The sequence below is a fragment of the Nocardia nepalensis genome (assembly GCF_048910785.1).
Classification (GTDB): domain Bacteria; phylum Actinomycetota; class Actinomycetes; order Mycobacteriales; family Mycobacteriaceae; genus Nocardia; species Nocardia nepalensis.
This window is the reverse complement of sequence record NZ_JBKBET010000037.1, coordinates 216,651-238,728: the sequence shown is the minus strand read 5'-3', so window position 1 is coordinate 238,728 and position 22,078 is coordinate 216,651. Positions and strand designations below refer to the sequence as shown.

At 65.2% G+C, this 22,078-nt stretch carries 22 protein-coding genes, 1 tRNA gene and 1 riboswitch; of the genes, 12 read left to right on the top strand and 11 right to left on the bottom strand.

All coding sequences use genetic code 11. The features are described from left to right. The first annotated feature begins 923 nt into the window (after window positions 1–923). Complete coding sequence (locus ACHQ4I_RS32740; RefSeq protein WP_420775745.1) at window positions 924–1,103, top strand: hypothetical protein; 180 nt, start codon at window positions 924–926, stop codon at window positions 1,101–1,103. A 39-nt stretch (window positions 1,104–1,142) separates the two neighbouring features. After that, window positions 1,143–1,469 carry an EthD domain-containing protein gene (locus ACHQ4I_RS32735; RefSeq protein ID WP_420775744.1) on the top strand — a complete coding sequence of 109 codons (327 nt, stop codon included), beginning with the start codon at window positions 1,143–1,145 and terminating at the stop codon, window positions 1,467–1,469. Window positions 1,470–2,006: 537 nt separating this feature from the next. Here the strand turns inward: ACHQ4I_RS32735 and ACHQ4I_RS32730 are convergent. Beyond that, window positions 2,007–2,080, bottom strand: a tRNA-Ile gene (locus ACHQ4I_RS32730). A gap of 157 nt (window positions 2,081–2,237) precedes the next feature. On the opposite strand from ACHQ4I_RS32730, the gene ACHQ4I_RS32725 reads away from it, so the two are divergent. Further along, on the top strand, window positions 2,238–2,669 hold the full coding sequence (locus tag ACHQ4I_RS32725) for a nitroreductase family deazaflavin-dependent oxidoreductase (RefSeq protein WP_420775743.1): 432 nt from the start codon (window positions 2,238–2,240) through the stop codon (window positions 2,667–2,669). 2 nt (window positions 2,670–2,671) lie between these two features. Here the strand turns inward: ACHQ4I_RS32725 and ACHQ4I_RS32720 are convergent, their stop codons facing one another. Next, a complete protein-coding gene (locus ACHQ4I_RS32720) occupies window positions 2,672–2,821 on the bottom strand; it encodes a hypothetical protein (protein WP_420775742.1) in 150 nt (49 codons plus the stop codon). A 67-nt stretch (window positions 2,822–2,888) separates the two neighbouring features. Continuing rightward, window positions 2,889–3,887, bottom strand: coding sequence for a zinc-binding dehydrogenase (locus tag ACHQ4I_RS32715; protein ID WP_420775741.1), 999 nt, complete (start codon window positions 3,885–3,887; stop codon window positions 2,889–2,891). A gap of 478 nt (window positions 3,888–4,365) precedes the next feature. On the opposite strand from ACHQ4I_RS32715, the gene ACHQ4I_RS32710 reads away from it, so the two are divergent. Continuing rightward, window positions 4,366–4,983, top strand: a complete 618-nt coding sequence (locus ACHQ4I_RS32710; RefSeq protein WP_420775740.1) for a hypothetical protein — start codon at window positions 4,366–4,368, stop codon at window positions 4,981–4,983. Window positions 4,984–5,180: 197 nt separating this feature from the next. Here the strand turns inward: ACHQ4I_RS32710 and ACHQ4I_RS32705 are convergent, their stop codons facing one another. Next, complete coding sequence (locus ACHQ4I_RS32705; protein WP_420775739.1) at window positions 5,181–6,326, bottom strand: phosphoribosylaminoimidazolecarboxamide formyltransferase; 1,146 nt, start codon at window positions 6,324–6,326, stop codon at window positions 5,181–5,183. A gap of 29 nt (window positions 6,327–6,355) precedes the next feature. Further along, window positions 6,356–6,435, bottom strand: a riboswitch (ZMP/ZTP riboswitch). Between the two features lie 121 nt (window positions 6,436–6,556). Here ACHQ4I_RS32705 and ACHQ4I_RS32700 point away from each other — a divergent pair. Then, entirely contained in the window at window positions 6,557–7,441 is an 885-nt protein-coding gene (locus ACHQ4I_RS32700; RefSeq protein ID WP_420775738.1) for an LLM class F420-dependent oxidoreductase, read from the top strand. On the opposite strand, the gene ACHQ4I_RS32695 is transcribed toward ACHQ4I_RS32700, so the two are convergent. The 5 genes from ACHQ4I_RS32695 to ACHQ4I_RS32675 form a co-directional block, all read right to left on the bottom strand. Then, entirely contained in the window at window positions 7,389–8,669 is a 1,281-nt protein-coding gene (locus ACHQ4I_RS32695; RefSeq protein WP_420775737.1) for an alkane 1-monooxygenase, read from the bottom strand. The two genes, ACHQ4I_RS32700 and ACHQ4I_RS32695, sit on opposite strands and share 53 nt — an antisense overlap. A 245-nt stretch (window positions 8,670–8,914) precedes the next feature. Continuing rightward, window positions 8,915–10,180, bottom strand: coding sequence for a lipase family protein (locus ACHQ4I_RS32690; RefSeq protein WP_420775736.1), 1,266 nt, complete (start codon window positions 10,178–10,180; stop codon window positions 8,915–8,917). A gap of 274 nt (window positions 10,181–10,454) precedes the next feature. Further along, window positions 10,455–11,135 carry a GntR family transcriptional regulator gene (locus tag ACHQ4I_RS32685; RefSeq protein WP_420775735.1) on the bottom strand — a complete coding sequence of 227 codons (681 nt, stop codon included), beginning with the start codon at window positions 11,133–11,135 and terminating at the stop codon, window positions 10,455–10,457. Further along, window positions 11,122–11,853, bottom strand: coding sequence for a maleate cis-trans isomerase family protein (locus ACHQ4I_RS32680; RefSeq protein WP_420775734.1), 732 nt, complete (start codon window positions 11,851–11,853; stop codon window positions 11,122–11,124). The genes ACHQ4I_RS32685 and ACHQ4I_RS32680 overlap by 14 nt, the downstream gene beginning before the upstream one ends. A gap of 15 nt (window positions 11,854–11,868) precedes the next feature. Then, window positions 11,869–12,609, bottom strand: a complete 741-nt coding sequence (locus ACHQ4I_RS32675) for a maleate cis-trans isomerase family protein (protein ID WP_420775733.1) — start codon at window positions 12,607–12,609, stop codon at window positions 11,869–11,871. Between the two features lie 85 nt (window positions 12,610–12,694). On the opposite strand from ACHQ4I_RS32675, the gene ACHQ4I_RS32670 reads away from it, so the two are divergent. Next, window positions 12,695–13,660 (top strand): D-2-hydroxyacid dehydrogenase, encoded by a 966-nt coding sequence (locus tag ACHQ4I_RS32670; RefSeq protein ID WP_420775732.1) that lies wholly within the window; start codon window positions 12,695–12,697, stop codon window positions 13,658–13,660. A 28-nt stretch (window positions 13,661–13,688) separates the two neighbouring features. Continuing rightward, entirely contained in the window at window positions 13,689–15,074 is a 1,386-nt protein-coding gene (locus tag ACHQ4I_RS32665) for an amidase (protein WP_420776071.1), read from the top strand. 3 nt (window positions 15,075–15,077) lie between these two features. Here ACHQ4I_RS32665 and ACHQ4I_RS32660 read toward each other — a convergent pair whose 3' ends face one another. Both ACHQ4I_RS32660 and ACHQ4I_RS32655 read right to left on the bottom strand, forming a co-directional pair. Next, entirely contained in the window at window positions 15,078–15,572 is a 495-nt protein-coding gene (locus ACHQ4I_RS32660) for a DUF3830 family protein (protein WP_420775731.1), read from the bottom strand. 16 nt (window positions 15,573–15,588) lie between these two features. Then, window positions 15,589–16,836: an aspartate aminotransferase family protein gene (locus ACHQ4I_RS32655; protein ID WP_420775730.1), complete on the bottom strand. Its 1,248-nt coding sequence runs from the start codon at window positions 16,834–16,836 to the stop codon at window positions 15,589–15,591. A gap of 129 nt (window positions 16,837–16,965) precedes the next feature. Between ACHQ4I_RS32655 and ACHQ4I_RS32650 the strand changes: the two genes are divergently transcribed. The 5 genes from ACHQ4I_RS32650 to ehuD all read left to right on the top strand — a co-directional run bounded on the left by ACHQ4I_RS32650 (window position 16,966) and on the right by ehuD (window position 22,074). Further along, window positions 16,966–18,438 (top strand): NAD-dependent succinate-semialdehyde dehydrogenase, encoded by a 1,473-nt coding sequence (locus ACHQ4I_RS32650; RefSeq protein ID WP_420775729.1) that lies wholly within the window; start codon window positions 16,966–16,968, stop codon window positions 18,436–18,438. A gap of 77 nt (window positions 18,439–18,515) precedes the next feature. Beyond that, window positions 18,516–19,625 (top strand): tartrate dehydrogenase, encoded by a 1,110-nt coding sequence (locus ACHQ4I_RS32645; protein ID WP_420775728.1) that lies wholly within the window; start codon window positions 18,516–18,518, stop codon window positions 19,623–19,625. Between the two features lie 163 nt (window positions 19,626–19,788). Beyond that, window positions 19,789–20,676, top strand: a complete 888-nt coding sequence (gene ehuB, locus ACHQ4I_RS32640; RefSeq protein ID WP_420775727.1) for an ectoine/hydroxyectoine ABC transporter substrate-binding protein EhuB — start codon at window positions 19,789–19,791, stop codon at window positions 20,674–20,676. Between the two features lie 4 nt (window positions 20,677–20,680). Further along, the gene (locus ACHQ4I_RS32635; RefSeq protein WP_420775726.1) at window positions 20,681–21,406 is read left to right on the top strand and encodes an amino acid ABC transporter permease; all 726 of its coding nucleotides are present in this window, start codon (window positions 20,681–20,683) and stop codon (window positions 21,404–21,406) included. Further along, window positions 21,406–22,074, top strand: coding sequence for an ectoine/hydroxyectoine ABC transporter permease subunit EhuD (gene ehuD, locus ACHQ4I_RS32630; protein WP_420775725.1), 669 nt, complete (start codon window positions 21,406–21,408; stop codon window positions 22,072–22,074). Before ACHQ4I_RS32635 ends, ehuD begins: the two co-directional genes overlap by 1 nt. Window positions 22,075–22,078: the final 4 nt, after the last annotated feature.

Sequence of the window (22,078 nt, the reverse complement as noted above, 5' to 3'; positions counted from 1 at the left end):
TTGCGGCCGTGTGAGTCTCTGGGGCACCAACTCGCCCTGCAAAGAACCCTGCGGCGCCGACTAGCGCGGCGATCAATGCGGCGATGGCTGTAATCCAGGCGGGCCCGATGTCGCTGATCCTTCCTCGGCGCGGTGGTTCCGAGCCTTCGCGTCGCGAAGGTTCCTGTGGTGCAGGATGATCTGTACGGGTGCCCCCCGTGGGCGGATGCGGTTCGCTCACGCGACAGAGTCTATGGTCACGACTCGATCACCGCTATAGAAGACGCGGTTCAGGTGCACGGGACGCGCCATATGCTACTTCACCGTCGGTCGCTGTAGCCCGGTCCACACTGAACGCTCTCAGCCCTGTTGTCCGGCAGGTCATCTGACGCAAGCGGGGACAGGGTTGATGCCACCCGAGTGCTGCGCTACATCTCGCGGACGATTGGCCCGCGGAACCAGCAGTAGGGCAAGCCGGAGCCAGGGTAGGCCAGGTACAGGATGTAGGTAGCTCGGCCTAGCGCGTCGACCATGTCGGGTGCGGGAGGGCTCGATGAGATACTCAACTGCCGTCGGTTGGATGGTCGTGGCGTGCCGGTCGCGAGAAAGTTCGTCGTCGGTGTTGTGGATGTCGATCCAGGATGTTGTCCCGCCCGGTAGTGCGTCGCCGGTGGTCTCGAATCGTTGGTGAAGGCGGCGGCACGGCTGAGGACGAGAGTGTATATCTTGGGGCGGTAGCCCAGGTATTCGACCATGCCAGGCTCTCGGGAGTATTACATCGAGTGGTGTTGTCGGACTGTGGATGTCGAGCCGTTCGCGGACCTGCCGAGGGGTCGACCCATGACCGTCGACGGTTCCTATCCGCGGTCGTTGTCGCCGGGATGCGCCAGATTCGGGACATGGTGAACGGTCCTTCCGACCGGATGGCAGGGTTTTGCGCCGTGATGTCAGCGGGCTGCGCATGTGATGAGGACGGTGATCGGGCATGGCTGCGCGAGCGTGGCGGCGTGGCCGGAGTCGACGTCGATCGAGATATCGCCCGCGCGGGCGGCCATAGCTGGCTGTCCGCGGGCGGGGAGCATGCCGTCGCCCGAGTGGTCGGCGGGATGCAGGCACGCAACTGAAGTGTGAGAATTGACCGTCGAGGAAGGAGACTGAGCACGATGTTCAAGGTCATCGCGCTGCTGGTGAAAAAGCCCGGCTTGAGCAGGAACGAGTTGATCGAGCATTACGAAAACCATCACGTTCGGCTTGTCACCAGCCTGGCTCCGGCGCCTATGAGCTATCGGCGCAACTACGTCGTGTCCGACGATGCAGCCGCAGGAGACGTGGACATCATCACCGAGCTGGGTTTTCCCGACCGTGCGGCGTATGAGAGCTGGGTGGCGGTCATGTATGCACCGGGATCGGGGATCGCCGAGGACGAGTGCACCTTCCTCGATCGTTCTCGCACACGGTCTTTCACCGTAGAAGAACACATCACCGCCTGACCGAGTTCCTTCGATCACGACCAGTTGCTGTCGGGTCCGGCTGGCCATGATCACCGGTCGGTCGGACCGCTGCGCGCACTTCCGGTATTGCCGCGTTCCGGCCGTTCGACGAACCACGGTAGTTGAGGTACAAGCGATCTCGTGGCACGCCCGCACATGCCGATGAGTGTAATTTCAGGCTCCCTCGCACAGCGGCAACCGGTATCGGCGAACAGTCGGATGATCGCGTTGTCTCGACGCGATTCGAAATCGGTTCCCGAACGCCCGTCGAGCAGCGTCTTCAAAGACTCGATACTCGGGACCGGCACCAGCTTGTCCGGGGCGTCCGGCAGATTACCCGATGTGGACCAGGTAGACGTCGATCGTCTTCTTGGCACGGTTCTTCCGCCGCAGCTCGGTCGCGAAGTCGTAGCGCAACTCGCGGATGTCGTCCAGCGAAACGATCCCCGAGCCGCCCGATACTACCGCGATAATCTATTCGTGGACGAGATCGAAACCTCTCCAGAAAAACAAAAACCCCTGCTCAGAGTGGGTTTGTGGGGCGGGCGGGGCTCGAACCCGCGACCAATGGATTATGAGTCCACGGCTCTAACCGACTGAGCTACCGCCCCGTGCGCGGTGGATACCGACAGCGTTGGGGATGGTACCGGGTGGGTGGGGGTGGGCACCAGTCGGATGCCGCGGAAGGTTGCGGCGGGGCGACGGGGTGGTGGTCGTGGTGCCATTAGGGTGGGGGCGTAACCGTGGAACCGGGCTGGAGGGTGGGCTGTGGCGAGTGTGTTCGCGAATGTGCTGAAGGTGCATCAGTGGGTTTATGAGAACAGCGGTGGGGTGGTGGGGCATCGGCTGCTGTTCGGCAATCCGACATTGCTGTTGCGGACGGTGGGGCGCAAGACGGGGCAGCGGCGGACTTCGGCGCTGACCTACGGACGGGATGGGGCGGATTATTTGGTGACCGCGTCGAATGGAGGGTCGCCGCGGCCACCGGGGTGGTTGGCGAATGTGAAGGCGAAGCCGGAGTGTGAGATTCAGGTCGGGCGGCGCAAGATCGCGGTGGTCGCGCGGGCTACGTTGCCCGGCGATCCGGATTATGCGCGGCGGTGGGCGATCGTCGACAAGGTCAACCAGGGGCGCTACAGCGCGTATCAGAAAATGACCAAGCGGCCGATCGCGGTGGTGGTGCTGACGCCGGTCGGCTGAGTTCAGTCGCTCTCCCAGCCGTCGTAGTCGTCGTCGACGTCGTCACGGTCCCACTGGGATCGGCTGCGCGGCGGGCGGCTGGCCAGCTGCACGATGAGAGCCACGAGACCGAGCACGACGAAGACGACGACAACGACAATCAGTGTTTCCACGCGGGCACCCTAGCGCCGAACCAGGATTACCCGCAGGTAGGTGAGACAGGTTGTCGCAGAAGGGCGTTCAGACCGTAAGAACTGTGCGTCCAATGGCCGTTCGGGACTCGATCGTGGCGTGGGCGCGGTCGGCTTGCTCGAGCGGGAAGGATTGGCCGATAACGACTTCCAGCCGTCCCGCCACCGCCTCGGCGAGCGAACGTTCGGCCAATGCGTGCCAATCGATATCGTCCTTGGCGGTCAGGTCGAACAATCCGAGCACGCCGATCCCGCGCGCGGCCAACGCTTCCCGGTCGTAGTCGGCGAATTGTCCTGCGGCAGCGCCATATCCGATGAACCTGCCGCCGTCCGCCGCGGTCTCGGCGGCGCCCGCGCCCAATGCGCCACCCGCCCCGTCCAATACGACATGTGCGCCCTGCTCGCCGGTCGCGGCGCGCACCTTCGCCGACCAGTCGGGTTCGGAGTAGTCGACGACGGCATGTGCGCCGAGACGTGACGCGAGCTCCAGCTTGGCGCTGCCCCGCGCCGCGGCCACCACGTTCGCCCCGGCGGCGCGGACGAGTTGGATCAGCAGGGTGCCCAGCCCCCCGCCGGCCGCGGTGATCAGCACCCATTCACCGGGCTGGATCGTGGCCCGATCGAAGACGGCGAGCGCGGTCTTACCGTCATGCGCGAGCGCTACCGCCTGCGACAGAGTCAGCCCATCTGGCACTGGAACCAGGGTCTCGGCCTTGGCAAGGGCCCGCTCCGCGTACCCACCGATCGGCAGCCCACCACCGATCCCGCTCGCGGCGGTCTGGGTGGTGACGCGCTTGCCGACCCAACTCGGATCGACGTCCGCGCCGACCGAAGCCACCACCCCAGCAACCGCGCCGCCCGGCACATACGGCGGTTCGACCTTGAAAAACTCTGTGCCCCAACCACTTCGGAGTTGGACATCCAGGAACATCACATCGGCCGCCGCCACATCGACAACCACCTGCCCCGGCCCGGCAACTGGTTCCGGCACCTCACGCACCGAAAGAACCTCGGGCCCACCGAATTTCGCAGCGTGCACAGCGCGCATGACAACCTCCAATATTTCCTTGCTCGATCCGACGGAGACAAGCCTGGAACCTGAAGTCGAGTTGAGGTCAAGCCGAATGGGATGATTACGCTGAGCGCGGAAATACCTCTCCCACTCGCGCCCCACAGCGGGCTCGTCACTAGCCGGGTTGCTCCACAGCACGCCGCGGCCCGTGAGCAGCGATCTGCGGAAACGAGCCCCGGAGCCCCGAGACCCCAGGGTACGATCGTGGCGTTCGATTCAGCGCGAACGCCAAGATGATGGTGCGGCCCGCTAGACGTGCTCTGACCAGCCACTTTGGGAATAGACGGTCGATCATGAAGGCGATCGGACTTAGGCGCTGCGTGCGGCGGTCTGCCGCGAATGTCTACACGAGCTCATCAAGAATCGAATGATCAGGAAAATCCAGCTCAGCCTTTACTGTGCGGTCCGAGGCGTCATTGGAACGATAACCCCCGGCAGATTCAGAGGAGGAGAGATGATCAGTGCATCCTGCAAGCTCCCGTGGGACGCAAAGAATGCGGCGTTGATCAACGGCGACCAGGTATGGCACACCGACTGGTCAGGTCAAACGCTGAGCATCTCGGAATGGATCGGGCGAAACTTCACCGGCCACCTTCCTTCCTGGAAGGCGGTCGATGCGGCGATGCAATTGCCATGGAGCACGAAAAATGTGGCGTTGATCAACGGCGATCAGGTATGGCACACCGACTGGTCGGGTCAGACGCTGAGCATCTCGGACTGGGCCTCCCGAAACTTCACGGGGAAGCTACCCAACTGGGCGCGCGTCGACGCTGCCTGCAAGCTCCCATGGGATGCAAAGAATGCGGCCTTGTTCAACGGCGATCAGGTATGGCACACCGACTGGTCAGGTCAATCGGTAGCCATCGGGGAATGGGTCGGGCGAAACTTCACCGGTCACTTTCCCTCCTGGGACAAGATCGATGCGGTCATGCAATTGCCGTGGAGCACGAAAGATGCGGCATTGATCAACGGCAATCAGGTATGGCACACCGACTGGCCGGCTCAGACGGAGAACATTGCCACCTGGGTCCGGACGAATTTCGGCGGTAACCTCCCCAACGGATGGAACTGAGCAGCAGATCGGCCCTAACCGACTGTGAACTGCGCTGATGCACAAGGCGGCACTCGCTCATGAGAGCGGGGGTCGCCTTGTGCATACCCCGACCCGGATGCCCTGAGCCTCAGCACATCTCGCGGGGCCGGACACCCGATAGGTGGCCGGTCCGCTCCTCGACCGGGTCAGCGGTGAACATGCGTTCGTGCGGAATGTCAGTGGTGGAACAGTCGAACTCCCGTGCGTGCGAGGGTGATTCGGTGTTCGCGGCAAGCCTCGGCGATGGTATCCGCCTGTAGTGCACCGCCCGGCTCGACGATGACCGAGACTCCGTGTTCGGCGGCGACGTCGATGTTGTCGCGGAAGGGCAGATAGCCGTCGGAGACCAGCGTGACATCCCTGAGTCGATGGGCCCATGCGGTCCGTTCGGCGTCGTCGGGGAGGTCGTGGGATCGGATGAGGAGGGTGTCGAGCTCAGCGCGCTGTGAGGTGGTGAGGGTTCCGGCTGCGGTCGCGATTTGCCAGTTCAACCGTTGCTGACGTGGTGTCGTCGCGGGCAGCGGTAGGTCTCGGATCGCGGGGTGTCGCCGACCCCACCAGGTCCGGGCCTTCGCTCCGGCCAGCAGGGTGCAGTCGACACGTGATTGCTGACCGGCGCCGACTCCGATGCTCATGCCGTCGCGGATGTACACAACGGTGTTGGACTGTGTGTAGCGGGCCGTCACCATCCCCAGCAGTGCGTCGATAGTCGCAGCGGGGCCGATCGGTTGTCCTTCGACCGCTTGCAACATGTTCGCGGTGACCGGCAACCGATCGCGGTCCTGTTCGAGGGTGACACCGAAGACCGTGCGGAGTTCGGTGCTCGGCGGCTCGTAAGCCGGATCGATCTCGAAGACGACGAATCTGCCGGCTTTCTTGCGGCCCAGGGCGGCAACGGTTCCCGGTGCGTACCCGGGGGCGATGATGCCGTCGGAGACAACTGTGGCCAGCAGTTCGGCCAGTTCGAGATCGACCGGTTCGGACACCGCGATCATGTCCCCGTAGGACGAACGGGGATCGGCGTCGCGGGCCCGCGCATACGCCGCGGTCAGTGGGCCGACCGAATTGTCGGCCAATCCCCATGTCCGGCATATTGTTTCGTCGAGTTTCCCGGCGACGGCGACGCCTGCGGGGGAGACATGCTTGAACGATGCCGCGGTGACCATGCCGGTAGCGTGGCGGGCTTCGGCAACCAGTTGCCAGGCATTGAGCGCATCGAGGTAGTTGATCATCGATGCCGACCCGTGCAGCACCCTGACATGATCACTGCCGCCGAGGATGCGCGCCTGCTGGTGCGGGTTCATGCCATATCGCAAATCCATTGCGGTACTTCCTATCCCGTGATCGAGATGAGGAGCACCCAGGCGGACGACGCTCCGATACTGCGCTTCCTCGTGGTCTGCCCACGTGACGCCAGTCGCGGTATGTCCCACGTTAATCGACAGAAACCAGAACCGCGATCGCTCGGACACTTCTCCGAAGCAGATGTGCTCCACCTCATAAGGGCCCAGATTGACCTTCACATAGATGTGAATGTTCGAGCATTCAGGACATGAAGATTGGTATCACCACCTTCGTTACCGACGAAGGGATCAGCGGTCCGAAACTTGGTGTGGCGCTGGAGGAGCGGGGGGTCGAATCGTTGTTCCTGCCCGAGCATTCGCATATCCCGGCGAGCCGGAAGTCGCCCGCCCCGGGCGGAGGCGAGCTGCCGCGGGTGTACTACCGCGCGCTGGATCCGTTCGTCACCCTGGGCGCCATCGCGGCCGTCACCGAGCGGTTGATTCTCGGAACCGGCGTTTCGCTGCTGATCCAGCGCGATGTCATCCACACCGCGAAGGAGGTCGCCACGCTCGACCTGATCTCGCAGGGGCGCTTCGTATTCGGCGTCGGCGCGGGCTGGAATCGCGAGGAGATGGCCGATCACGGCACCGACCCACGTACCCGCGGCGCGCTGCTCGACGAGCAACTCGAAGCCATCCGGGCGATCTGGACCAACGACCTCGCCGAATACCACGGCCGCTTCATCGATTTCGACCCGATGTACGCCTGGCCGAAACCCGTGCAAACCCCGCACCCGCCGATTTTCATCGGTGGCGGCGAGGCGGCGGCCAAACGTGCGATCCGGCACGGTGTCGGCTGGCTTCCCGCCGCGGTGGCCGATCCCGCCGCGATACCGGCCCAGCTGGCCCAGCTCGACGGAAACGACCTGCCGGTCACAGTCGCGTTCGCCGCGGCCGATCCTGCCCTGATCGACGGCTACGCCGAGGCCGGAGTGCAGCGATTGGTCTTCAGCCTGCCGACCCTCCCGGAATCGGAAACGCTGCGCGCCCTCGATGAAATCGCCGAGGTGGCCGACCGTTATCTGGTGGGTGGCGGCGTCCTTACCCAGCTCGACGAGGATTCGGCGCACGGCGAACCCGCGTTCGACTACTGAGTGGCATCTCCGGCTGGGCCGGGGGCAGTATGTGGCGACGCCCGGCCCCGGATTTCGTATTGACGAGTGTGATGTCGCCGCCGTAGTGATCCAGCACGCGGTGATCCATGACCGCGCGCCACAATGGCGGCACGAGGGCGAGCACGACCATGGTGGCGTAGCCTGCGGGCAGTTGTGGTGCCTGCTCGGAGTGGCGCAGGGTTTGATAGCGACGGCCGGGATTTGCGTGGTGGTCGCTGTGGCGTTGCAGGTGGAACAGGAAGATGTTCGTGACCAGACGGTCGCTGTTCCAACTGTCGCGTGGCGAGCACCGCACGTACTGGCCGTTGGCGCGGCGCGGGCGCAGCAACCCGTAGTGCTCGATATAGTTCACCGTCTCCAGCAATCCCGCACCGATCAGCGCCTGCATCGCCAGATACGGGATGATGGCGAGTCCGAAGACCAGGATCATCGTGCCGAATAACGCGACGCTCATCGACCACGCTTGCAGGAGATGGTTCTCCGGGCTGAACCAGCGTTTTCCCTTGCGGGACAGGCGTTCGCGTTCCAAGACGAGCGCCGAACGAAAGCCGCCCCACATGCTGCGCGGCAGGAACTCCCACAGTGACTCGCCGAATCGGCCGCTGGCCGGGTCTTCCGGGGTGGCGACGCGGACGTGGTGACCGCGGTTGTGTTCGACGAAGAAATGCCCGTATCCGGATTGCGCCAGCGCGACTTTCGCCAGCCACCGTTCGAGGTGCTCGGCCCGGTGGCCGAGTTCATGGGCGGCGTTTATTCCGATGCCTGACACGACTCCCAGCGTCACGGCCAATCCGAGCTTATCGGTTAGGCTCAGTTCGGTTCGTGCCCACAGATATCCCGCGATCAGCAGCCCGATGAACTGCATCGGCAGGAAAAGGTAATTGCACCAACGATAATAACGATCGTTGGACAATGCCTCGTAGTCCTCATCTCGCGGACTGCTTCCGTCATCGCCAACCGCCAAGTCCAGCAGCGGAATCACCACGAACACGATGATCGGACCGATCCACCAGAAGAGTGTCAGGCCCGTATGGGCCACCAGTTGTGACGGAAGCAATGCGCAACCCGGGGCAATCAAACCCAGTATCCAAAGGTAGCGCTTAGGGTCGCGAGCTTCCGTATCTTTAAAGATCGCCATAGTCGTCCCGCTGGTCCAACAGAACAGCACCCCATCTGGAGTGCGGTTGCCGAAAACGGATGCGCTCAACCTTGTAGATCTTGTAGGCACAGAATAGTCGTTTCTTCGCGGCACACTGGCGATCTTGTGAAAATGCCTCTTGACCGGGCACTTTCGCATTGCACACCGATGACCGGTTTCGTGCGGATCGATCCAGCGGATGACTTCCCTGTCTCGGCAAACAACTGCTGGAGTACCGAGAAAGGCGCGGGTCGGTCCGGCGACCGACCCGCGCCCGGGTATCGCGAGCGGAAATCACGCCCCCGCCCCAGAAACTAGGGCAGGGCCATGCAATTGGCCGGGGCAGGCATGCCCGCGAGCCGATCGGTCAACCACTGCTGCGAGGCCGCCAGTGCCGGGAAAAAGGCGAGCACGTGGGTGCCGACGACTCCGGACACAGCGGGAATCGCGGCGTACGACTCCAGTTGAACGGCCGCCCCGCGACTGCACCAATTGGCGGCCACGTCGCGAATGGGCGTATATGGCGCGCCCTCATCGTTCCTGGCCGAGGAGATGAATACGGGCACCGACGGGGTGAGTGTGCCGATTCGCTGCTCGTCGAATGCTGCTTTCAATACCGGGGACTGATCGATCACCGCGGTGAGAGGTTGTCCGCTGGTGGTCCATTGGGACGAGAACTGATGTTCCTGGGCCAATCCGATGGGGACCGCGCATTTGTTCTGGGACTCGCCCAGGATCGCCTTGCCGGTGTCGTTGAGCTCAGCTTCGAGTACGGGGCGGGTGTCGGGATAGTCGGCGGCGATGCCGTTGAGGATCCAGGCGTAAGTGGGTGCCATGGCGGCTCGGCCGTCGTTGTATCCGATGAAGTACTCGTCATCCACCACTGGCCCGCCGATATAGGCGCCGCGCACATTCAGATCGGGGGCGTAGCTCGGTTGCAGTTCGGCCGCACCGGCGGAGGCCATGCCGCCCTGGGAGTATCCGTAGACGATGACCGGTGAGCCCGGGTTGAGGCCGGTGCCGGGCAGCCGGAGCGCGGCGCGCGCCGCGTCCAATACGGCATGGGCCTGCGCTTTCCGGTTCAGATAGTCGTGAACGTCGGGCGTGCCCAGGCCGTGGTAGTCGGTCACGACGACCGCCATACCGCGCTGCAGCAGCGAATCCAGCGCCACCGCGTCGTATTCGAAGATCACGTCGAGCGGCGGCTGGACCGCGACGAGCTGTGACAACAGCTTCGAAGGCGCGCATTCATCGCCCTGCCCCTTGGTGCCGACCGCGTACGCGATCAACGGGCGCTCGCCAGGGCCGGTCCACGGCTGGGTCGGCTGCAGATACGTTCCCACCACCGCGGTCGGCGCGCCCTGGGTATCGCTGCTGAGGTACATCATGCGCGTCGCCGCGGCCGGGATGACTCCGGGCTGTCCGGGGGCCGACATCGCCACCGGCGCTGGTTCGGCGCGGAGAATGGTGCCCGGGTCGCCCTCGGGCAGCGGCATCGGCGGCAGGTAGAAACCGGCGGCCACCTCCGTGGCCGGTAACGTCCATGCCTGTGGCGCGGAGATCGTACTGCCTCCGCCCACGACGAGTGTTCCCATCAAGACTGCGGCCAAGCTCGTTAGTCGACTCCTCACGGTTCGATCCCTTCCTCGGATTGGGGCATAGCCACGGCATCGAGAATCGGATACCGAGAGTAACTGCATGCGAGCCCCTAGCCAGGCAAAACGCGCCCAGTGTTGGTCCTGACCTTGGAGTCCTCGAAGCGATGAGCGGCCAAGCAGACCCGTGTGCGTTCGGCTGCGCCAACCGGACCGCGACCTCACCCCAGCGGTCCATCCGGGCAACGCCACGAGACGGCTACGTCGCCCGCTCGCCGTCGGTGTATCGGCTGCGCAGGCGCCGGACCGCGTCGTCCATGTGCTCGACGAGCAATGTGCGGGCGCGGCGCACCGGCCCGGACCCGATGGCGTCGCGGAGTTCGACGTGTTCGCGGGCTTGTTCGCGCAGGTCTGGATACGTTGTCTGTAAGGCGCCCAAGCACATTCGGGTTTCGATGAGCAGGGTGCGGGCGGCGCGTACCAGGCGTGGGCTGCCCGCACTGTCGACCAGGGCCTCGTGGAAGGCCTGATCGGCGTCGGAAACTCCGGCGGCGTCGCCGGTCTCGGCGCATGCGCACATAGCGGTGACGCTGGGCTCGAGGGCGGCGTGGGCGATGGCGCGGCGGCCGTCGAGGATGAGGGCGAGGGCGCCGCCTTCGATGGCGGTTCTGGCTCGGTAGATGTCGACGACGTCGTCGATGGTGAGTTCGATGACGAAGATGCCGCGGTTGCGGATGCTGTAGAGCAGGCCCTCGCTGAGCAGTCGCTGCATGGCCTCGCGCACCGGACCGCGCGACACTCCGAATCGGGTTGCGAGGTCGGCTTCCCCGAGCTGGGCGCCGGGTGCGAGATTGCCGCGCATGATCGCCTCACGCAGCCGATCGGCGATCATTTCCGCCGTCGACTGCCGGTTCACCGGCTCGAAATCAACGACCGACATAACTGGGCCTTTCCGAGAAGAGGGTGCCGAGGGAGCCGGCGCCGAGCACGGTGCCGGTGAGCCGCAGGCCCTCCCAGATGGTGACTTGATTGGCCGTCAGCACGATCTTTCCCGTGCGGGCCTCCAGTTCCGGCAACACCGCGATGGTGTGCATGGCGGTATCCGGAATCAGCAGGGCCTGCGCGTCGGGGTGGTCATTGGCCACCGCCAACTCACGCACCTGTGCGGCGGTCAGGGTGCCGACCTCGGCGGCGGTATCGATGCCCGCGCTCGACTGCGAAACCACCTCGATTCCGGCGTCGGCCAGAAACTCCACGAACAGTCGCGCGACCTCGTCCGGATAGCTCGCCGCGACCGCGACGCGCCGCACACCGAGCGCGTGCGCGGCCGCGACGAAGGCGAGGCTGGTGCTGGACGCGGGTACGCCCGCGGCCGCGGCCAGTGCGCTCACCTGCTCGCGAGCGCCCTGCGGGCCGTACACGAAACTCCCCGAGGTGCAGGCCCATACGACCGCGGCGGGCCGCTCGGGCGCGAGCAGTTCGGCACCGTGACGAAGCTTGTCCGGACTGCCCAGATCGAGCAGTTCCGGTATGGCGTGCAGATCGGTGCCGTAGATGTGGGCCACCGGCAGTCGTGCGCCGAGAGTCGCCGCGGCCAGCGGATAGTCGTCCTCGGCCGCGTGGTCGGGATAGATGAAACCGACGGTGGGTGCCTGCATGCGGTGTTCTTCCGTTCAGAAAACGTTGAGTAGCCACTTTCCCGGACCCATCATCGGCAGCTTCATCCGGCCCAGGCAGGCCCACATGGTGAGCTGATTCGCGGTGAGCACGGGTTTGCCGAGGGCCTGTTCCAGCGGCTCGATGACGTCGTAGGTGGGCAGGTTGGTGCAGCTGACGAAGATGGCTTGGGCCTGCGGGTCGTCCGCGCCGACGATGCGTTCGGCGATGGTGCGGTAGTTGACCTTCCAGATGCCGCCGCCCAATCCGAGGTGGTCGGAACGGATTACGCTGCAGCCCGCCTCGGCGAGGAAGTCGTGCAGTTTGTGGGTGAGGACATCGTCGTAGGGGGTGATCACCGACAGCCTGCTGATGCTCAGATGTCGAATCGCCTCCAGTAGTGCACCGGAGGTGGTGACGGCGTCCTGCGCGCCGGCCCGGCAGATGGTGTCGCGCAATGACTTCTCGTAGGCCAGGCCTCTGATGAAACTGCCCGAAGTGCACAGGTAGGCAACGACTTCCGGCTCGACGTGCAGCACATTGTGAGTCGCCGCGGTCAGGTGCACGGGATTGGAGACCAGCTCCGCCATCGCCAGCGAGACCGGGACCGGTTCGTAGGGTGTGCGGGCCAGGTGCAGGCTGACATCCAGCGGCGCCCAGCGCCAGAGTTCACGCTCGAGCGCGAGGTCGAACGGTGCGATGATCCCGATACCCCGTTGTGCTACGGGCCCTTCGATATCGGGAAAGCCGAGTTCCAATGCGGCCCCTCTCGCGCTCAGCCGTTAGACCTCCGAGAACGATCGGATTGTTGACAATCATACGATGCGATTTTAGTGTGTCAATGTGGAACAGGGCCCGATTGTCACCGTCCTGCACAGTGACAGTGTGCCCGACGCGGACCTCATGGCCCCGGTGGCCGAACGAGCCGAAGTGCGCTACACGGAGGCGTCCGGACTCGCCGACGCACTGCGCGGCGCCGAGGCGCTATTCGTCTACGACTTCCTGACTCGCGCGGTTCCCGGCGCCTGGCACGCGGCCGACCGGTTGCGCTGGCTGCATATGGGTTCGACCGGGGTGGATCCGGTGATGTTCCCCGAACTGCGGGAAAGCGAGGTCGTGGTCACCAATACCCGCGGCGTATTCGACACTGCCATCGCGGAATACGTGCTGGGTCAGATCCTCGGGTTCGCCAAGGATCTGACCGGATCGCTGCGCCTGCAGCAACGGCACGAATGGCGCCATCGCGAATCCGAACGCGTCGCGGGCGCGACCGTCCTGATCGTGGGAACCGGTTCGATCGGCCGCGCCATCGCGCGCTTGTTGCGCACGGCCGGGATGAGCGTGCGGGCGGTGGGTCGGCGGGCGCGGGCCGACGACCCGGATTTCGGCACCGTGAGCAGCGATCTGCTCGCGGAACTTCCCGTTGCCGACTACGTCGTTGCGGTCGCACCGTTGACGCCGCAGACCCGGGAAATGTTCGACGCCAAGGCATTCGCCGCGATGAAGCCACACGCCAGGTTTGTCAATGTCGGCCGTGGGGAACTCGTTGTGACCGACGACCTCGTCGCCGCGCTCGGTACCGGATCGATCGCCGGGGCGGCACTCGATGTGGTGGATCCGGAGCCGCTACCGGCGCGGCATCCGCTCTGGGATCTGCCGAATGTGCTTATCACGCCGCACAATTCGGGTGACTTCATCGGCTGGCGAACCGAGGTCGTCGCAGCATTCACCGTCAACTTCGACAACTGGATCGCCGGTCGGCCGTTGGACAACGTGGTCGATAAAGAGCTGGGGTACGTGCCCGGCTGAAGGAGCCCATGCCATGAGCTACCCCGATATCAACAGCACGACTCGACCGGCGGAGATGACCGCTGTCGAGCTGGTCTCGGCCTATGCGGCCGGAACACTCTCACCGGTCGAGGCCACCGAGGCGATCCTGGAGGCCATCGCGGCGCGTGACGGCGAGGTGAATGCCTTCTGCCTGGTCGATCCCGATCGGGCGCTGGTGCAGGCCAAAGATTCGGAGGCGCGCTGGAATTCGGGCTACGCCCGTGGGCTGCTCGATGGCGTGCCGATCTCGATCAAGGACGTCTTCCTGACCGAGGGCTGGCCGACCCGGCGCGGCAGCAGGGCGGTCGATCCGAACGGTCCCTGGCAGGTGGACAGCCCGGTCGTGGCGCGGTTGCGCGAGGACGGCATGGTTTTCCTCGGGAAGACGACAACGCCCGAAATCGCCTGGAAGGCGGTCACCGACAGTCCGCTGACCGGTATCACCCGCAATCCGGCCGATCCGGCGACGACGTCGGGCGGCTCGTCGGGTGGCAGCGCGGCCGCGGTGGCGGCGGGCATGGGCCCGGTATCGGTCGGCACCGACGGCGGCGGCAGCATTCGGATTCCGGCCGCGTTCTGCGGCATCGTCGGCTTCAAGCCGACGCACGGCCGGGTGCCGCTGTATCCGGCGAGCCCGTTCGGTCCGCTGGCGCATGCGGGGCCGATGACCAGGACGGTCGAGGATGCGGCGCTGCTGATGGACATCCTGTCGCTGCCCGATCCGCGTGATCCGACCGCGCTGCCGCCAACGGTGACGACCTTCCGCGGCCAGATGCTGCGTGACGTGCGCGGACTCACCGTCGCCTATTCGCCGACGCTCGGTTATGCCGAGGTCGATCCGGAGGTCGCCGCGGTCGTGGATACGGCGGTGCGGCGGTTGGCCGAGGCCGAGCTGCGGGTCATCGCGACCGATCCGGGTTTCGAGGACCCGCGCGACGCGTTCGAGGTGCTGTGGGCCGCCGGTGCGGCCACCATGCTGGCGAAATTCCCGGACGGTACGCGCGAACAGATGGACCAGGGTCTGCGCGCGGTATGGGAACGCGGCGAATCCATCGGTGCCGTCGACTATCTCGACGCCCGTCACGTCGCCGCCCAACTCGGCATCGCCATGGGCGCGTTCCACGCCACCTACGACGTGCTGATCACCCCGACGATGCCGATCGCCGCATTCGAGGCGGGCCACGATGTCCCGCCCGGCAGTGGGCTGGACAGCTGGCCGCAGTGGACACCGTTCACCTACCCGTTCAACATGACCCAGCAACCCGCCATCAGCATTCCCGCGGGCACCACCGCCGCGGGGCTGCCGGTGGGTCTGCAGATCGTCGGGCCGCGCCACTCCGACGATCTGGTCCTCGCGGTGGCGCGCTACGCCGAGCACGTCCTGGGATCGTGACCCTCAGGCGCGGGCGAACACCAGGGTTTCGCCTTGCACGCCGTGCAGCCACAGGGTGTTGCAGGCGTTGGCGATATCGGTGAGACCCTCTTCGATGGTGGCGAAGACATTCCCGGGCACCCAGCCCAGGTCGCCATTGATGAGCAGGTTGTTGCGGCCGTAGAACAGCGCCAGATCGGTGGCGCCTTGCTCGTGGTGCGCCGCCGTTCCCGGCTCGTAGCCGTAGGCCGGATTGCCGATCTCCCACGCTTCGAAATCGAACAGGCATACGTCGCCCGGGATGGGGGTGACGGTCGGGTTCTCCCGATGCGGCGCCGCCACGATCCGCGGCACCAGGGTGTACACCTCGTTGCGGGCGTATTTGGCGTGGAACGCGTCGCCCTCCTGTGGCAGGGCATCCCATACCGCGGCGCAGGTCCGGGGTGCTTGCGCGTCGAGCAGTCGGGCGCGGCAGGTGACGCCTGCCTTGGTCAGCGTGATGGTGATGTAGCGGGTCACGGGTCCTGCCTCCAGGTCATGCGGCGAGTTCGGCGAGAACGGTCGACCAGATCGCGAGTGCGTCGTCGATCTGAGTATCGGTCACGATCAGCGGCGGGATCATCCGCACCACGTTCATATACGCGCCGCAGGTGAGTAGCAGCAGGCCCTTTTCGACCGCTAGCCGTTGGGCGGCGGCGGCCGTGACGGTATCGGGTTCGCCTGTCGCGGTGGTGAATTCGGCACCACAGAGGAGTCCGAGACCGCGCACGTCACCGATTGCCTTGGTCGCGTTGTCGCGCAGTCCGGCCAGCAGTTGAGTGCCGCGCGCCGCCGCGTTGTCCACCAATCGCTCCGATTCGATGACCTCGAGCGTGGCGATCGCCGCCGCGCAGGCCACCGCATTGCCGCCGTAGGTTCCGCCCTGGGATCCCGGCCAGGCCTTGCTCATCAACTCGCGCGGCGCCGCGATTCCGGACAGCGGGAATCCGCTGGCCAGGCCCTTCGCAATGGTGATGACATCGGGGCGGACGCCGAAATGCTGATGTCCGAAGAACTTTCCGGTTCGGCCGAAACCGGTCTGGATCTCGTCGAAGACCAGCAGGATGCCGTGCCGGTCCGCGCGTTCGCGCAGCCCGCGGAAGAAGGTGCTGTTGCCGGGGATGTATCCACCCTCGCCGAGCATCGGTTCGACCACGAACGCTGCGGTTTCGGCGGGGGTGGTGACGGTGGCGAAGAGGTAGTCCAGTTCGCGCAGCGCGAAGTCGGTGGCCTCGGCCTCGGACCAGCCGTAGCGGTATGCGGTGGGGAACGGCGCGACGTGCACACCCGACATGAGCGGGCTGAATCCGGCGGAAAAGCGGGTGCCCGAGGTCGTCATGGTCGCCGCCGCGACGGTGCGGCCGTGGAATCCGCCGTGGAAGACAACGATATTCGGCCGTCCGGTCGCCTGGCGGGCCAGCCGCAGCGCCGCCTCGATCGCCTCGCTGCCGGAGTTGGCGAAGAACAAGGTGTCCAGGCCTTCGGGCAGCACCGTGGCGAGTCGATCGGTGAGTTCGAGCAGCGGCTTGTGCATAACGGTGGTGTATTGGCCGTGGATCAGGCTGGCGACCTGCGCCTGGGCCGCCGCGACCACGTGTGGGTGGCAGTGCCCGGTGCTGGTCACGCCGATACCCGCGGTGAAGTCGAGGTAGCGGCGTCCGTCGGTGCCGTACAGGTAGCAGCCCGATCCATGGTCGACGGCTACCGGGGTGGCCTGCTTGAGGATGGGGGATAGCTCGCTCATGGTGAACCGCCTCTCAGGCATGCATCCGCTGATTGTCCATTGTCGGATTGTTGACAATATGCATAACATGGGCACGGGGGTCGCAGCAATGGCCAGAGGCTGCGTCGTGAAGGAAAAGGAGCCCGCGCCATGCTCATCGAGACCACCCTGACCGCGGCCGAACGCGCCGCGATCGACACGGTGCCGACCGGATTGTTCATCGACGGACAGTGGCGCGCCGCGTCCGACACGCTGCCGGTGACCGATCCCGCGACCGGGCAATTGTTGTGTGAGGTGGCCGATGCCGATCCGGCCGCGGGACTGGATGCCCTTGGCGCGGCCGATGAGGCGCAGGCGGACTGGGCGCGGACGCCGCCCAGACAGCGCAGTGACATCCTCATGCGCGCACACGAGGCGCTACTCGCCGATAGCGAGCGACTCGCGCTGATCATGACCCTGGAAATGGGTAAGCCGCTGGCCGAGGCGCGCGGTGAAATCGCTTATGCGGCAGAGTTTTTCCGCTGGTTCGCCGAGGAGGCCGTCCGTCTCGACGGCGGCTATATGCCAGCCCCGGCGGGCCGGTCGCGGTTCCTGGTGACCAGACAGCCGGTCGGTCCCAGCCTGCTCATCACGCCGTGGAATTTCCCAATGGCCATGGGCACTCGCAAGATTGGTCCGGCACTGGCGGCAGGGTGCACATGTGTGGTGAAACCCGCTGAGCAGACACCACTTTCGATGCTGGCGCTGGCGGAGATCCTGGATCGGGTCGGCGTTCCCGCGGGGGTCGTCAATGTGATCACCACATCCGACCCGGCGGCGGTGATGACACCGCTGATTCTGGACAGTCGCTCGCGCAAGCTGTCGTTCACCGGTTCCACCGCCGTCGGCAAGCTGCTGCTCGAGCAGTGCGCGCGTACCGTTATGCGGACCTCGATGGAGCTCGGCGGCAACGCGCCGTTCATCGTGTTCGACGACGCGGATCTCGACGAGGCCGTCGAGGGTGCGCTCGCCGCGAAGATGCGTAATATCGGGCAGGCGTGCACTGCTGCGAACCGAATCTTCGTGCAGCGCAACATCGCTGACGAATTCGCCGCTCGGCTCGGCGACCGGATGGCGGCGCTGCCGATGGGGCGGGGGACCGAGCCGGGGGTGGTGGTCGGTCCGCTCATCGATGCCGATGCGGTGGCGAAGGTGGTGCGCTTGGTCGCCGATGCCCGCCGGCGGGGTGCCACCGTGCGACTCGGCGGCGAGGCGCTGGACGGGCCGGGGAACTTCTATCCCGCGACCGTGTTGACCGGTGTGCCGGACGATGCCGAGATGTGTCGGACCGAGATCTTCGGACCGGTCGCGGCGATCGGCACCTTCGATACCGAGGCCGAAGTCGTCGCGCGCGCCAACAACACACCGTATGGTTTGGTGGGTTACGTGTTCACCGAAAATTTGCGGCGCGGATTGCGGGTGTGCGAGGCGCTGGAAACCGGCATGGTCGGGCTGAATCAGGGCGTTGTCTCGAATCCTGCCGCGCCGTTCGGGGGCGTGAAGGAATCCGGCCTCGGCCGGGAGGGCGGACTCACCGGGATCGATGAATTCCTGGAGACCAAGTACATCGGAGTGCAACTTTGAATTCAGTATCGCGAAGCGATTCCATCAGCGGCGGCGACCGAGTGATGGGTGGGCATTCAGTATCGCGAAGCGATTCCGTGTGGGGTGGCGGTCGGGCGACCGGTGGGCAGAATTATCGGATCGCGACGATTCCCGGTGATGGCATCGGCGTCGACGTCAGCGCCGAAGCGGTCACGGTGCTCGACGCGGTACTGCCCGGCATCGAATGGACCGAATTCGACTGGTCCTGCGAGAACTACCTGCGCACCGGGGCGATGATGCCCGCCGACGCGGTGGGTCAACTGGCCGGGTTCGATGCGATCCTGCTCGGTGCGGTCGGCTTTCCCGGTGTCCCCGATCATATTTCGCTGTGGGGGTTGCTCATTCCGTTGCGCCGGGCGTTCGGCCAGTACGTCAACCTGCGTCCGGTGCGGCTGCTGCCCGGCACGGAATCGGCACTGCGTGACCGTACCGCCGAGGAGCTGGACATCCTGATCGTGCGGGAGAATTCGGAGGGCGAATACTCCGCGATCGGCGGTATGCACCATCCGGGCCGTCCGGACGAATTCGTGCGGCAGGAATCGATTTTCACGCGGGTCGGCTGCGAACGGATCATCCGCTACGCCTTCGAGCGGGCCCTCGAGCGCGACGGCCTACTGTGCTCGGCCACCAAATCGAACGGCCTATTGCACTCGATGCCCTACTGGGACAGCATATTCGAGCGCATCGCCGCCGAGTACCCGCAGGTGTCGACCCGGCAAATGCACGTCGACGCGCTGGCCGCCGAAATCGTGCTGCACCCGGATCGGCTCGATGTGATCGTCGGATCGAATCTGTTCGGCGACATCCTGTCCGACCTCGCCGCAGCGGTGACCGGTGGGCTCGGCCTCGCGCCGTCGGGCAATATCAGTCCCGAACGGACGGCGCCGTCGATGTTCGAGGCGGTACACGGCAGTGCGCCCGATATCGCCGGGCTGGGCATCGCGAATCCGGTCGCGCAGATCCTTGCCGGGGCAATGCTGCTGGAGCACTTGGGCGAGCATGCCGCCGCTGCGGCGGTCGACGGCGCGGTCTGTGATGTGCTGCGCGAAGGTCGTATTCGCACACCGGATCTCGGGGGCACCGCGACGACCGGTGAGCTCGGCAGCGCCATCGCGCGCCGGGCGGTCGAGTTGATCGAGACCGGCTCGGTATCGGCGACCAAATGAATCCCGCCGTATCCTGATGCGCGGCAACGGCTTCTCGAATACCCCTACCTGAATCAACTCAAACTTCACCGAATTCGTCATACGACCGCAAAGAAATCGACCAGGCGATCGCAAAGTTCGTTAGCCAACATGGGTCGACTCGCGGTTGGCGGAAGGACGAGTCATGAAGATCGAATTCGGGGGTTCGCGTGGGCGGTTGCGGCGCGCCATGGCCGCCGCGGTGGCCGCTGCCACGCTGGTGGTTTTGTCGGGCTGTGGATTGGGCGGCGACGATGCGGCGGCGGTGACCTACGAGGACGCGAAATCCTCCGGCAAGATCAAGGTCGGCTTCGCCAACGAGGCGCCCTGGGCATTTCTCGGCGCGGACGGTCAACTGACCGGATACGCGCCAACCGTGGCCCGTGCGGTGTTGAAGAAGCTCGGCATCAATGAAATCGAGGGCGTGGTCACCGATTTCGACGGCCTGATCGACGGCGTCCGGGCGAAGAACTACGCATTCGTCGCGGCCGGGATGTTCATCAACCCGAAGCGCTGCCAGAGCTCGGCATTCGCCACACCCGACTATCAGGTGGGTTCGTCATTCCTTGTGCCGCAAGGCAACCCACGCAACATTACTCGCTTCGAAGACATCACCAGGGAGAACATCCGGATCGCCACCCTCGGCGGTGCGGTCGAGAACGGCTACGCCCAAACCGCCGGTGTGCCATCCCAACTCGTCGAGCCGATGGCCAAACAGGACGACATCTTGCGCGCGGTGCGCAATAAGGACGTCTACGGCGCCGCGATGCTCGACGTCACCGCATCCTGGCTGGTGAAGAATAATCCCGACGCGAAACTAGAGGTCGGCCCGTCCTTCCGCTTCGGCAGCAAACCAGACGTCGGCACCTTCAACTTCCGCATCGGCGACGACAAATTCCGCGAGGACTTCAACCGCGAGCTGCGCGCTCTGCACGAAAGCGGTGAATGGCTGAAGCTGGTGGAGCCGTTCGGGCTGACCAAGGCCAACGAAGCCGATCCGGCGGCCACGGCCGAGCAGTACTGCACGGCCTGACCTCGTGTCGTCGCATTTCTCGACCTACCTCGAGCGGGTATTCCAGGGCCTTCCCTTCACGCTGTGGGCGGCGGTCGGCGGCATCGCCTTGACCGTCGTGCTGTCCTTCGTCGCCGGGATCGCGATGCTGTCGCCCTGGACGCCGGTGCGGTTCGTCACCCGCAGCTACGTCGAGGGATTCCGGGGGAGCTCGGAGGTGGTGCAGCTGTTCTTCTTCGCGGTGGCGATACCGATCTTCTTCGGCGTATCGCTGGGGGCGACGGCGAAGGGGCTGCTGGTCATCGGCATCATCGTGCTCGGTCTCAACCACGGTGCCTATGGCGCGGAAATCGTCAGGGGCGCCATCAGATCCGTGCCCGAGTCGCAGGTCGAGGCCGCGATCGCGCTGAATCTGTCACCGGCGCAACGCATGTGGCGGGTGATCCTGCCGCAGGCCGTGGTGGAGATGCTGCCGTCGTTCAACAATCTGTTCATCCAGCTGGTGAAAGCGACTGCGCTGCTGAGCTTCATCGCGGTGCCGGAGGTGTTCAAGAAGGCCGATGAGTTGCGTGCGGTGCCCGCGTTCTCTCGCGAACTCGGTCTCATCTACGCGATCCAACTGGTGGTGTATCTGCTCATCGCGGTGGTCGTCACGCTGATCATGCGGATGCTGGAGCGACTGGCGGCACGGCGGGTCGGGCGGCAGCCGAAGCGGTCGAGTATCGGGCTTTCGGCGCGGGTGGGGGTCTGATGGAGAAATGGCGGTGGGACCGCTTTTTCGAGGCCTTTCCCTTCATCTGGGACGGGCTGCGCGTCACGATCGAGTACACCCTGCTCGGATCACTGGTCGCGTATGTGCTCGGTCTGGTCTTCGCTGTGATCCGGCGGCTGCGGATTCCGGTGGTCGATCAGCTGCTCTGGGCGTTCATCGAATTCATCCGCAGCACACCGTTATTGGTGCAGATCTTCGTGCTGTATTGGGTGGTGCGGCCGGATCTGCTCGGCGGGCTTTCCATCGACGCCCAACGCATGGTCGTCGGTGTTACCGCGCTCGGCGTGCACTATGCCTGCTACACCTCGGAGGTATTCCGCGCGGGCATCGACGCGGTGCCCGCGGCGCAATGGGAGGCGGCCACGGCATTGAATCTGCCGCGCACGCGCACCTGGATCGATGTGATTCTCCCGCAGGCGGTGCCGCGGGTGCTGCCCGCGCTCGGCAACTACACGATCGCCATGTTCAAAGAGGTGCCGCTGCTGTCCTCGATCGTCATCCTCGACATGGTCTACCAGGTCAAAACCGAATACGCCGCCGATACCGGTGGCGCCGGACCCGAGGCCTGGTTCGCGGCCGGTCTGACCTTCCTCGCACTGAGCTATCCGTGCTCGATCCTGGTACGAAAGTTGGAACGACGTGTCTGAACCG

What these genes read in the sequence shown, in the direction of transcription:
- ACHQ4I_RS32740 (WP_420775745.1), top strand. Translation starts at nt 924, where the DNA reads ATGTCAGCGGGCTGCGCATGTGATGAGGACGGTGATCGGGCATGGCTG.
- ACHQ4I_RS32735 (WP_420775744.1), top strand. Translation starts at nt 1,143, where the DNA reads ATGTTCAAGGTCATCGCGCTGCTGGTGAAAAAGCCCGGCTTGAGCAGG.
- ACHQ4I_RS32715 (WP_420775741.1), bottom strand. Translation starts at nt 3,887, where the DNA reads ATGCGCGCTGTGCACGCTGCGAAATTCGGTGGGCCCGAGGTTCTTTCG.
- ACHQ4I_RS32710 (WP_420775740.1), top strand. Translation starts at nt 4,366, where the DNA reads ATGATCAGTGCATCCTGCAAGCTCCCGTGGGACGCAAAGAATGCGGCG.
- ACHQ4I_RS32705 (WP_420775739.1), bottom strand. Translation starts at nt 6,326, where the DNA reads ATGGATTTGCGATATGGCATGAACCCGCACCAGCAGGCGCGCATCCTC.
- ACHQ4I_RS32700 (WP_420775738.1), top strand. Translation starts at nt 6,557, where the DNA reads ATGAAGATTGGTATCACCACCTTCGTTACCGACGAAGGGATCAGCGGT.
- ACHQ4I_RS32685 (WP_420775735.1), bottom strand. Translation starts at nt 11,135, where the DNA reads ATGTCGGTCGTTGATTTCGAGCCGGTGAACCGGCAGTCGACGGCGGAA.
- ACHQ4I_RS32680 (WP_420775734.1), bottom strand. Translation starts at nt 11,853, where the DNA reads ATGCAGGCACCCACCGTCGGTTTCATCTATCCCGACCACGCGGCCGAG.
- ACHQ4I_RS32655 (WP_420775730.1), bottom strand. Translation starts at nt 16,836, where the DNA reads ATGAGCGAGCTATCCCCCATCCTCAAGCAGGCCACCCCGGTAGCCGTC.
- ACHQ4I_RS32650 (WP_420775729.1), top strand. Translation starts at nt 16,966, where the DNA reads ATGCTCATCGAGACCACCCTGACCGCGGCCGAACGCGCCGCGATCGAC.
- ehuB (WP_420775727.1), top strand. Translation starts at nt 19,789, where the DNA reads ATGAAGATCGAATTCGGGGGTTCGCGTGGGCGGTTGCGGCGCGCCATG.
- ehuD (WP_420775725.1), top strand. Translation starts at nt 21,406, where the DNA reads ATGGAGAAATGGCGGTGGGACCGCTTTTTCGAGGCCTTTCCCTTCATC.